The sequence below is a fragment of the Heyndrickxia sp. NPDC080065 genome (genome assembly GCF_050281185.1).
Taxonomy (GTDB): Bacteria; Bacillota; Bacilli; order Bacillales; family Bacillaceae_C; genus Heyndrickxia.
This window is the reverse complement of sequence record NZ_JBNNWS010000024.1, coordinates 1-12,149: the sequence shown is the minus strand read 5'-3', so window position 1 is coordinate 12,149 and position 12,149 is coordinate 1. Positions and strand designations below refer to the sequence as shown.

General features: G+C 35.3%; 10 protein-coding genes and 1 rRNA gene. All 11 read right to left on the bottom strand.

The genetic code is table 11. From position 1 onward, the window contains the following. Positions 1–163 precede the first annotated feature (163 nt). Positions 164–1,621, bottom strand: coding sequence for a glutamate--tRNA ligase (gene gltX, locus ACQKP0_RS22290; RefSeq protein WP_427408025.1), 1,458 nt, complete (start codon positions 1,619–1,621; stop codon positions 164–166). A 137-nt stretch (positions 1,622–1,758) separates the two neighbouring features. Beyond that, complete coding sequence (gene ispF / locus ACQKP0_RS22285) at positions 1,759–2,247, bottom strand: 2-C-methyl-D-erythritol 2,4-cyclodiphosphate synthase (RefSeq protein WP_427408024.1); 489 nt, start codon at positions 2,245–2,247, stop codon at positions 1,759–1,761. 25 nt (positions 2,248–2,272) lie between these two features. Continuing rightward, positions 2,273–2,962, bottom strand: a complete 690-nt coding sequence (gene ispD / locus ACQKP0_RS22280) for a 2-C-methyl-D-erythritol 4-phosphate cytidylyltransferase (RefSeq protein ID WP_427408023.1) — start codon at positions 2,960–2,962, stop codon at positions 2,273–2,275. Positions 2,963–2,985: 23 nt separating this feature from the next. Continuing rightward, positions 2,986–4,080 carry a PIN/TRAM domain-containing protein gene (locus ACQKP0_RS22275; RefSeq protein ID WP_427408022.1) on the bottom strand — a complete coding sequence of 365 codons (1,095 nt, stop codon included), beginning with the start codon at positions 4,078–4,080 and terminating at the stop codon, positions 2,986–2,988. Positions 4,081–4,308: 228 nt separating this feature from the next. Further along, positions 4,309–5,382 carry a DNA integrity scanning diadenylate cyclase DisA gene (disA, locus tag ACQKP0_RS22270; protein ID WP_427408021.1) on the bottom strand — a complete coding sequence of 358 codons (1,074 nt, stop codon included), beginning with the start codon at positions 5,380–5,382 and terminating at the stop codon, positions 4,309–4,311. 4 nt (positions 5,383–5,386) lie between these two features. Further along, positions 5,387–6,763: a DNA repair protein RadA gene (gene radA, locus ACQKP0_RS22265; protein WP_427408020.1), complete on the bottom strand. Its 1,377-nt coding sequence runs from the start codon at positions 6,761–6,763 to the stop codon at positions 5,387–5,389. A 362-nt stretch (positions 6,764–7,125) separates the two neighbouring features. Continuing rightward, entirely contained in the window at positions 7,126–9,567 is a 2,442-nt protein-coding gene (gene clpC, locus ACQKP0_RS22260) for an ATP-dependent protease ATP-binding subunit ClpC (RefSeq protein WP_427408019.1), read from the bottom strand. Positions 9,568–9,579: 12 nt separating this feature from the next. Then, positions 9,580–10,656: a protein arginine kinase gene (locus ACQKP0_RS22255; RefSeq protein WP_427408018.1), complete on the bottom strand. Its 1,077-nt coding sequence runs from the start codon at positions 10,654–10,656 to the stop codon at positions 9,580–9,582. Next, positions 10,653–11,201: a UvrB/UvrC motif-containing protein gene (locus ACQKP0_RS22250; RefSeq protein ID WP_427408017.1), complete on the bottom strand. Its 549-nt coding sequence runs from the start codon at positions 11,199–11,201 to the stop codon at positions 10,653–10,655. The genes ACQKP0_RS22255 and ACQKP0_RS22250 overlap by 4 nt, the downstream gene beginning before the upstream one ends. Positions 11,202–11,218: 17 nt before the next feature. Continuing rightward, on the bottom strand, positions 11,219–11,680 hold the full coding sequence (locus ACQKP0_RS22245; RefSeq protein WP_427408016.1) for a CtsR family transcriptional regulator: 462 nt from the start codon (positions 11,678–11,680) through the stop codon (positions 11,219–11,221). Between the two features lie 326 nt (positions 11,681–12,006). Continuing rightward, positions 12,007–12,123 (bottom strand): 5S ribosomal RNA (gene rrf / locus ACQKP0_RS22240). Between the last annotated feature and the right edge of the window lie 26 nt (positions 12,124–12,149).

Here is a 12,149-nt window from a genome sequence, read left to right as displayed (position 1 = left end):
TATGGTAGTTCAAATAGTCCGAGAAATTGCCCTCCTATTTGAATTTCCATTTTAAAGCAATCGTTTTGCTACTTCTCCTCTTCAACACTTTTTATATATTAATAATTTTTTATTATTGATCATTTCTTATATAGTCATACTATATTACATTTCATTCAAAATGTTAACCAATAATATCTTCTAGTCGTTTAATTATTTTTTCTTTGCCTAATAATTGAATTGCCTTTGGTAAATCAGGTCCGTGTTCTTGTCCAGTAACAGCAACCCGAATTGGCATAAATAATTTTTTCCCTTTATGACCAGTTGACTTTTGAACAGATTTAATCGCATTTTTAATTTCATCCGCATTATACTCTTCTAATCCATTTATTTCATTTAGAAAAGCCTTTAACACTTCAGGAACTTGTTCTTCGCTAAGAATTTCTTTTGCATTTTCATCAAAATCGATTTCATCAGTAAAAAATAGCTTGGATAATTCAACTATTTCAGCACCATAACTCATTTGGTCTTGATATAAGGCAACTAAATTGTCAACCCAATCCTTTTCACTTTCAGATAAATTTTCGTTTACTAATTCAGCTTTAATAAGATGTGGCAATGCAATTTCCACAGCACGGTCTATGTCTAGTTTTTTTACATATTGATTATTCATCCATGTTAACTTGTTCTTATCAAAAAGCGCTGGAGATTTCGATAACCGTTTTGCATCAAAAATCTTAATAAACTCGTCTTTTGTAAATAATTCTTCTTCTCCTTTTGGAGACCATCCTAATAACGCAATAAAATTGAATAGTGCTTCTGGTAAATATCCCAGCTCTTCATATTGCTCGATAAATTGTATGATACTTTCATCACGTTTACTAAGCTTTTTATGATTTTCATTTACAATCAATGTCATATGCCCAAACACAGGAGGCTCCCAACCAAATGCTTCATATATCATTAATTGTTTTGGTGTATTCGTAATATGGTCATCACCACGAAGAACATGAGATATTTTCATTAGGTGATCATCCACTGCTACTGCAAAGTTATACGTTGGAATTCCGTCCTTTTTAATGATAACAAAATCACCAATTCCGTCCGACTCAAAGGATACTTCATCCTTTACTATATCCTTAAAAGAATAAGTACGCCCTTTTGGTACGGCAAACCGTATACTCGGCTTTCTACCCTCGTTTGCTAAACGTTGTTGTTCTTCCGGTGTCAGATGCCTGCATTTTCCTGAATATTGAGGAGTTTCTCCTCGTGAAAGCTGCTCTTCACGCTCAGCCTCCAATTCTTCTTCCGTACAATAACATTTATAAGCAAGATCTCTATCTAAAAGATCGTTATAATACTTTTGATAAATTTCCCCACGCTCTGATTGACGATATGGAGCAAATTCGCCTTCTTTATCAATGCTCTCATCCCAGTCCATACCCAGCCATTTTAAATATTTTAGCTGACTTTCTTCTCCACCAGCGATATTACGCTTCTGATCTGTATCTTCAATACGAATAACAAAAGTTCCACCTTGACTTCGAGCAAATAAATAATTAAATAGGGCAGTCCTTGCATTTCCTATATGTAAATGTCCGGTTGGACTTGGTGCATACCGAACACGAATATCGGTTGACATGAGTATTTCCTCCTAATTTATCAAAACTATACCTCAATAATTTTCATTACAGTTTTATTTTAACACCAGTAAAAGTATGAAAAAAGCATTCGTAAAAACTTTTTTAATTAGAATTTTTCCGTTACTGTACAAGGAATTTATTTACCAGCTAAATCTTTTTCCAAAAGGATAACCGCCATGGCGGCAATCCCCTCTCCTCTTCCAGTAAAACCTAACTTTTCTGTTGTTGTTGCTTTTACATTAACCTGTTCGACTGATCCCTCAAGTAGCTGTGCGATTCTCTTGCATATTTCATTGATATAAGGTGACATTTTCGGTTTTTGTGCAATAATCGTACAGTCAATATTACCTAAACGGTATCCCTTTTGTTTAACTAACTTCCACACATGCTCGAGAAGAACAGCAGAATCTGCATCCTTAAATGTAGGATCTGTATCAGGAAAGTGCCTTCCTATATCCCCTTCACCAATGGCACCTAAACAAGCATCTGCAACAGTATGTAATAAAACATCCGCATCAGAATGACCTAGTAAGCCTTTCTCATAAGGAATTGTTACTCCTCCAATAATGAGAGGTCTCCCTTCAATAAGCTGATGTACATCATAGCCTTGACCAATTCGAAACATCTTCTGATATTCTCCTTTTTTAACATTATTTCCTTACTGATCTTTTTTTTAGGATGGCTTCTGCAAAATAAAGATCCTCTGGAGTTGTTAACTTTATATTGTCATAATCTCCAGTTACAATGTGAACGGGATATTCTAGTCGCTCGACAAGAGAAGCTTCATCTGTTCCTAGAAACTTTTCTTTATTTGCTTGTTGATGAGCATTAAAAAGAATTGAAAAGCGAAAAGCTTGTGGAGTTTGAACCTGCCACAAGCTTGTACGCTCTATTGTCTCCATTACCTGAAAATTATTGACCTTTTTTATCGTATCTTTTACGGGAACAGCAGCAATTGCCGCTCCCTTTTCAAATGCAGCATTCACTAATTGGTGAATGGTACTTAATTTAATAAAAGGTCTAGCACCATCATGTACAAGTACAATTTCTGTATTTTCAACAGCAAGAAGGCCGTTATAAACACTATATTGTCTTTCAATACCTCCATACACGATTTTGATTTTCTCTTTCATGGGACAATTTTTCAGCAGTACTTTAAATATTGGCTCATCATCAGGTTGAATCACTAGAATAATTCCTTTGCAGTAATTATCATGAAGAAAAACATTGATCGTATGAAGAATGATCGGTTGTTCCTGTAATTCTAGTAATAATTTGTTTTTCCCCGCTCCCATTCTTTTTCCTTGTCCTGCTGCAGGAATAATCACCTGATAATCCATATATTATACTCCTATAATGACTATTATAATGCTTTTTCTAAAAGCTTAGGCTTAGCAAATATCATTCTTCCTGCGGATGTTTGCAACACGCTCGTCACTAATACATCAATTCGTTTGCCTATATAGTTTCTTCCTTCTTCGACTACAATCATGGTACCATCGTCCAAATAAGCTATACCTTGATGAGATTCTTTACCATCTTTAATTAATTGGACATTTAACTCTTCACCCGGAAGGACAACAGGCTTCACTGCATTCGCTAAATCATTAATATTTAAAACTTGTACACTTTGAAGTTCACAGACCTTGTTAAGATTAAAATCATTCGTTACAACGATCCCGTTCGTCAGCTTTGCAAGTTTTATTAATTTGCTATCTACCTCTTGGATGTCATCAAAGTCACCTTCATAGATTTGAACTTCGATTGGAAGTTCCTTTTGAATTCGCTTAAGAATATCCAATCCTCTTCTGCCTCTATTTCGTTTAAGGGCATCTGATGAATCTGCAATATGCTGCAGCTCCTCTAAAACAAACTGTGGAATAACGATGATTCCATCTAAAAATCCAGTTTGACAAATATCCGCAATTCTACCATCAATAATGACACTTGTATCCAAAAGTTTCAACGATTTTGATTGATTAACTTCCTCTTCCGATTCTATAGAATTCTTCTTTTTATTACGTGCAGATATAGTAAATAAACTCATAAGCTCTTCCCGTTTTTTAAATCCAACTTGGAATCCTACATATCCAAGAAGCATGGTTAAAAGAATAGGAATCACAGTATTAAGAATAGGAATCTCCATTTTATTGAATGGAATCCCTAATAAATACGCTGCTAACAACCCAAAAATAAGACCAAGACTTCCAGATAATATTTCAGTAATTGGTGCTTTAACAATTGAGTCCTCAAACCATTTTACAAAACCAACAACATAATCTACAGCCCAAAAAGAAATAAAATAAAAAATAATAGCACCTAGAATGGCTGTAACATACGGATTATTAATAATAACATGATGAGATAGATTTAAAAGCTTTAATAGTTCAGGGAGCAAAAAAATACCAAGTGTCCCACCTATAATTAAAAAACATGCTTGAACAATTTTCTTTAACATCTCTTCACCTCCTTTAATCATTATAAACAAATTCTAAACTTTAAAACGTCGAATTCATGAATATTTTTATAATGTAATGTTATAGAAACACTTTTGTTATATTGAAAAAGGTTTATGCACATATGAAATTTCTCCTTATGGTTTTTACAATAGGACTTTTCTAAAACAATGTTATTTTAAAAAGGATAGGATATTTTTTAAATAGAATTTCTTTACGAAAGGAAGCCTTTACAGCTGACGGTCAGCAAATGTTTGTTCTTTAATCAATTTTAACCCTTCTTTAATTTTCCTAGCCCTTACCTCTCCAATACCATCAACTTCATCAAGCTCATCTACTGTTGCTTTTAATACATTAGGTAATACTTTAAATCGAACAATCAAATTTTCCAAAATTGATAGAGGCAGTCTTGGAATTTTATTTAGAACCCTATATCCTCTTGGACAAACATAATCATCTGGATGTATATAGTTGTTATAGCCCAATAATTTCATAATGACATTGTCATCTAAAACATCCGAACTAACGAGATCCTGGAAGCGTGAAAGCATTTCCAATGGTTTTGTCTGCCCTTCGTTAGCATAGTCACGAATAATTAAAACTGATTCTTCTTCAATATCAGTTAGTAATTCTTTCATTTGTAAGCGAACAAGTCTTCCTTCTGTACCCAGCTCATTTAAATAGGTTATTAGCTCTTTTTTTATTCTAATGACCATTTCAACCCGATGCAGCACCTGCAGCAAATCACTATATGTTACAAGTTCTTCAAATTCTAGTACAGACAAGTTAGCGATGCTTTGATCTAAAACAACCTTATACTTTTCTAGAGTTTGAATCGCTTGATTAGCTTTTGTTAAGATAACACCTATATCTTTTAAAGCATATCGAAAGCTACCTTGATATAAAGTAATTACATTTCGTCTTTGTGAAATCGCGATAACAAGAGATTTTGTTTGCTTCGCTACCCTTTCTGCCGTTCGGTGACGCATTCCAGTTTCTGAGGAAGAAATAGACGGATCAGGAATGAGCTGAGCATTTGCAATCAATATTTTATTTCCCGTCTCATTTAAGATGATTGCCCCATCCATTTTAGCTAGTTCATATAAATAGCTTGGACTAAATTGACAATTGATTGTAAAACCCCCATCAACGATCGATTTTACTCGGTCATTGAACCCGAGAACGATCAATCCACCTGTATTAGCACGTAAAACATTATCAATACCTTCACGTATTGGTGTGCCAGGCGCAATTAACTGTAATATTTCTGACATGGACTTTTGTTGGGGCTTTTTTTCATCCATCCACTCAACCTCCTAGTGCATGCTGTAAAGCTTCTTGAACAGTTGAAACGCCAATTACTTGGGTGCCATGAGGAATGGACCAGCCTCCAAGATTATTACTCGGAATGATCACCCTATTGAAGCCAAGTTTTGCAGCTTCCTGAACACGTTGTTCAATACGAGAAACACGTCTAACTTCGCCTGTTAAACCTACCTCTCCAATAATACAGTCATCCGCTCTTGTCGGTTGATCTCGAAAACTAGATGCAATACTAATGATAACAGCTAAATCAATAGCTGGTTCATCCAGCTTTATTCCTCCGGCTACTTTTAAATAAGCATCGTGATTTTGTAATAATAACCCTACCCTTTTTTCTAATACAGCCATCAGTAATGTCACTCGATTATGGTCAATACCTGTACCCATTCTTCTTGGCATTCCATATATAGAAGGAGAAATAAGTGCTTGTATTTCAACTAAAACAGGACGTGTTCCCTCCATTGAGGCAACAACTGTAGATCCTGATGCACCTTTTGAACGCTCTTCCAAAAATATTTCTGAGGGGTTATTTACTTCAGTAAGCCCAAGTTCCTTCATTTCAAAAATTGCCATTTCATTAGTAGAGCCAAATCGATTTTTGACCGCTCTCAAAATACGATAGGAGTGGTGACGTTCACCTTCAAAATAAAGCACTGAATCTACCATATGCTCTAATAGCCTTGGTCCTGCAATAGATCCTTCTTTCGTAACATGCCCAACAATAAAGATTGCGATTCCTTTTGTTTTTGCAATTCTCATTAACTCAGCTGTACATTCTCTAACCTGTGAAACACTGCCTGGTGCAGATGTAATCTCTGGATGAAAGATCGTTTGAATTGAATCAATAACAACAAAATGTGGAGTGATCTCTTGTATAGTTTGGTGGATAGCCTCAAGGTTGGTTTCAGAAAAAACATATAGTTGATCAGATGCGATTTGAAGACGATCAGCTCTTAGTTTCGTTTGCTTAACTGACTCCTCACCTGATATATATAGAACCTTTTGATCATTTTTAGATAATTGAGAAGAGACTTGAAGAAGTAAGGTGGATTTCCCAATTCCAGGATCACCGCCAATTAAAATAAGAGAGCCGGGAACTACTCCTCCACCTAACACTCTATTTAATTCTTTTAATTCTGTTAAAACTCTTTCTTCCTGCTCTGAAACAATTGTAGTTATCGGAGTTGCCTTAACTACCTCCCCAACAGGGGTATGTAAAAATGCACCTTTTCGAGGTTTTCCTGTAATTTCAACTTCTTCGACCATTTTATTCCATTCACTACACCCCGGACATCTACCCATCCATTTTGCAGATTCATACCCACATGACTGGCAAATAAATTTCGTCGTTCTTTTTGCCATTTTTTACTTCCTCTCTATATATCTATGCTTTTCTGACATAGTAATTACTTTTTCATTAGTCTTATAAAAACTTAATAAGAAATCCGCTAGCCGATAGGCGCTGGAGCTAGACACAGCAGACACTTTTCATGACTAATATCCTTAGTAGATTTTATACATTCTTACCTTTTAAAAAAGTACATGCCAATTATGTCAATGTGGAAACTTTATAAAAAAAACATCTAAGTCTATTTATGTTTTCCCCATAAATGATTACTTTATATAGACGTTTGAATCATGTATATAGTTTCATTTTCTTGGCAAGTTCCAATACCATAAATGGAACTTGCCCTTTATTGACAATTTGCATGTACTTTTACTTATCATAAAATTGACTCTGTAACCTCTGATGGTCTCACTGTAAATTCCCCATCAATAACATCTATAACAACCGTTTGCCCTTCTAAAATTACGCCCTTTAGTAATTCTTCTGATAAACGATCTTCAATATGTTTTTGAATCGCTCTTCTTAACGGTCTTGCACCGTATTCTGGGTCATAGCCTTCTTCTGTAATTTTTTCTTTTGCTGCTTCTGTAAGCTCTAAGTCAATATTTTTCTCTTTTAATCGTTTTACTAATTGTTCGGATAAGAGTGAAACAATATGTTTTAAATGCTCTTTTTCTAGTGCATGGAAAACAATAATTTCATCAATTCGGTTTAAAAATTCAGGTCGGAAGGCTTTTTTAAGCTCCTCCATTACTTTACTTTTCATATCTTTATAATCTTGATTTCCATCTTGAATATTGAAGCCAACATATTTGTTTCGTTTTAAGGATTCTGCGCCAACATTAGATGTCATAATTAGCACTGTATTTCTAAAATCAACCGTACGTCCTTTAGAATCAGTTAGACGACCATCTTCTAATACTTGTAATAGAATATTAAAGACATCTGGGTGTGCTTTTTCGATTTCATCTAATAAAATTACCGAATACGGCTTACGGCGAACTTTTTCTGTTAATTGCCCGCCTTCTTCAAAACCTACGTATCCTGGAGGGGAGCCAACAAGTCTAGAAGTAGAATGTTTCTCCATATATTCAGACATATCAATCCGAATCATTGCATCTTCGTCACCAAACATTGCCTCTGCTAATGCTCTAGCAAGCTCAGTCTTTCCAACTCCCGTTGGTCCTAGGAATACAAAAGACCCTATAGGACGTTTTGGATCCTTTAAACCTGCTCTTGCACGTCTGACAGCCTTTGAAACAGCTTTAACAGCCTCTTCTTGACCAATAACACGTGAATGCAAGATTTCTTCAAGATTTAATAATTTTTCTGTTTCGGTCTGTGCAAGTCTTGAAACCGGGACTCCAGTCCAATTGGAAACTACTGAAGCAATATCTTCAACTGTCACTTCACTATTCTCTTGTCCTTGCTTTTCCTTCCATGACTTTTTCGTTTCTTCTAGTTTTTCACGAAGTCGTTGTTCTGAATCACGGAGCGATGCAGCCTTTTCAAATTCTTGACTTTGTACCGCAGCGTCTTTCTCTTTTCTAATTTCCTCTAAATTCAACTCTAATTCCTTTAAATTTGGCGGAGTTGTATAAGAGCGTAATCGTACTTTAGAACCTGCTTCGTCAATTAAATCAATTGCTTTGTCTGGTAAAAATCGATCTGAAATATATCGGTCTGATAGTTTTACTGCAGCTTCTATCGCTTCATCAGAAATTGAAACACGATGATGTGCCTCATATCGGTCTCTCAAACCCTTCAAAATTTGAATTGATTCATCAGTGGAAGGCTCATCTACTTGAATAGGCTGAAATCTGCGTTCTAAAGCTGCATCCTTTTCAATATATTTTCGATACTCATCTAGTGTAGTTGCACCTATACATTGCAGCTCGCCTCTTGCTAATGATGGTTTTAATATATTCGAAGCATCAATAGCTCCTTCCGCACCACCTGCACCAATGAGTGTATGAAGTTCATCTATAAATAAAATAATATTCCCCGCTTGTCGAATTTCGTCCATCACTTTCTTTAAGCGATCCTCGAATTCTCCACGGTATTTTGTTCCTGCTACAACTGTTCCCATATCTAAAGTCATCACTCTTTTATCACGAAGAGTCTCTGGTACTTCATTATTTACAATTTGTTGAGCAAGGCCTTCTGCGATTGCTGTTTTCCCTACCCCAGGTTCACCAATAAGAACAGGATTATTTTTTGTACGACGACTTAATACTTCAATGACCCGTTGAATTTCCTTACTACGTCCAATAACAGGATCTAACGTATCCTCTCTTGCAATAGCTGTTAGATCACGTGCAAGACTGTCTAAAGTAGGAGTATTCGCATTTGAGGTATTACCTCCTTGATGTCCCCCAGTCTCATTACTTCCAAGCAATTGAAGAACCTGCTGTCTTGCTTTATTTAAGCTAACACCTAGGTTATTTAAGACTCTTGCTGCAACCCCTTCTCCTTCACGAATTAGACCTAATAAGATATGCTCTGTACCAACATATGAATGACCTAATTTTCTAGCTTCATCCATAGAAAGCTCAATAACTTTTTTTGCACGGGGTGTATAATGAATGGTTTGTCCGGAATCCTTACCTTTACCTATTAAATTTTCCACTTCAATTTGTATTTTTTCTGGGCTTAAACCAAGCCCATACAGTGCTTTAGCGGCGATTCCTTCTCCTTCTTGGACTAATCCAAGAAGAATATGTTCTGTACCAATATTATTATGTTTTAATCGAATTGCTTCTTCTTGGGATAGCGCTAAAACTTTTTGTGCTCTTTCAGTAAATCGTCCAAACATCATTACGATCTCCTCCTAACCATTATTTATTTCTTCAAGCTTTAAACGCTCGCGAATTAATGTTGCTCTACGAATATCTCTTTCATGTGGGCGAAGAGGCCCACCTGCAAATAGTTGTAAAAAACCTGGTTGAGTTAATATCATTAATTCATTTAGTATATTTTTTGATACATTTTTTATATATCCTATATCAATTCCTAAACGGACATCAGATAGGCACTGTGCTGCCTCTTTCGTTTCAATGATTCGACTATTAGCCAATACACCATAAGAGCGATGTACTCTATCTTCTAATTGTATGTTTGAGGTTTTAATCAATGCTTCTCTTGCAGACCTTTCTTGTGCAATTATTTGATGGACGACACTTATCAAATCCTCTACTATATCTTTTTCTGTTTTCCCTAATGTGATTTGATTTGATATTTGAAATATATTCCCTAAAGCTTCGCTGCCTTCACCATAAATACCTCTTACTACAAGACCTAATTGGTTAATAGCGGGTATAATTCGATTCATTTGCTGTGTTAATATGAGACCTGGTAAATGAACCATAACTGAGGCTCTTAGCCCTGTACCTACATTTGTGGGACAGCTAGTTAAGTAACCAAGTTTCTCGTTAAAAGCATAGTCAATGTGTTCTTCCAATATGTCATCTATGCTACTTGCCTTTTCAAGTGCTTCTGCTAGTTGTAAACCAGGAAACAGACATTGGATACGAATATGATCTTCTTCATTTATCATAATGCTACTATCTTCTTCACCTGATAATATAACCGCACCATGTGATGAATCATCTGCTAAATTTGGACTTATTAGATGTTTCTCTACTAAAACTCTCTTTTGTAAATTTTGTAAATCGTCCATTAAAAGTAATTCAATCTTACCACCATCTTGAATATTACTGGATTGCAATACAGACTCTACTTTAGAAATTATTTCCTTAGCTTCTTCATTATTAAACAAGGTAGGAAATTTATATTGTTTAAAATTTCTTGCTAAACGGATTCTTGTACTTAAAACAATATCTGAATATGGTCCTTCTTGATTCATCCATGAACTAACTGCCTGGCTTATAAACTTTTCTAAACTCATGAAGTTTTTCCCCCTTCGTCAAGAAGCGAACCCTCCAAAGCACGAACCTGATCACGTATTTCAGCAGCCTTTTCAAATTCTTCATTACTTATTGCTTGTTGTAAATCCAATTTTAGTTGTTTTATTTGTCTTTTTATATGGACCGTTCCGCCTATTCTTTTAGGAAGCTTTCCGTGATGTTCAATATTTCCACTATGAAGTCTTTTAATAATTGGTTGTAAATGATTATTAAAAGTTTCATAGCAATTTGCACAACCAAAGCGACCAATATTTACAAATTGTTTAAACGTCATCTTACAATGAGGACATTGCAATATCTCATTCTTTGGCATGGTCTCTTGTTTTGCTTGCTGGAAAACTGGATCAAAATTCAATAATCCCGCAATTAAATTATTTATAGAGAATCCTGGTTCACCCTCAAACATAAACATTTCACCTTTTTCTTGCGCACAATTGTCACAATAATGGAATTCTGTCTTCTCTCCATTAATGATTTTGGTGAAATGTAGGGTTGCCGGCCTTTCATTACACTCCTGACAGATCATTACATTCACCTCTATCTCTATTTATATTTAATCGACATCAACATCGCACTTAACATTCGAGATCTTAATTGATCTCTTTCAGGAAGATCAATGTATAAAACTGAACGATCCATTACACTTAACATAATTTTTGCTTCCCTTTCAGAGATCACTTCTTCTTCTACTAAACGTATAATTACATCTTCTGCATTGGATTGGGATATACGGGTCTTTATTAATCGTAATAAATGATCAATTAAATGTGCCTGGTCATGGGGTCGAACTCTAATTATTCGAATATAGCCCCCACCACCTCTTTTACTTTCAACTAAATATCCTCTTTCAATAGTAAACCTTGTATTAATTACATAGTTAATTTGAGAGGGTACGCATTGAAACTTATCAGCTATTTCACTTCTTTTTATTTCTACTATTTCACTGCCATTCATCTCTAAAACTTGCTTAAGATAATTTTCAATGATATCTGATATGTTTCTCATCAAGCCCACCTCCTTCTCCAACTTGACTTTGACTATATTTGACATTAATTATACATGAAAGTATTAGAAAAGCGCAAGCGCCTTGGTTAGCTCCGACAAGCAAATGTTTAAGGAAAATCTGCCTTTAGAATGTCTACTAAAATAGTTTTGCCAAGAATAAATAAAATAATCAGCAAGTCAGTAAAAATCAACTTTATAACGAGTAGAATAGTCCTCATAATTTTATGTCTTTTATTTTCACCACGTGTTTGTTTACAATACGAAAAGTGAAAACACTGAATCTAGACAACAAAAAAGCACAGAGTGAACACTCTGTACTTTAGCATGCCTGGCAACGTCCTACTCTTGCAGGGGGAGAGCCCCCAACTACCATTGGCGCTGAGAAGCTTAACTTCCGTGTTCGGGATGGGAACGGGTGTGACCTTCTCGCCATAGTTACCAGACTTGTATTTAGTTAAGGGATTGTTCC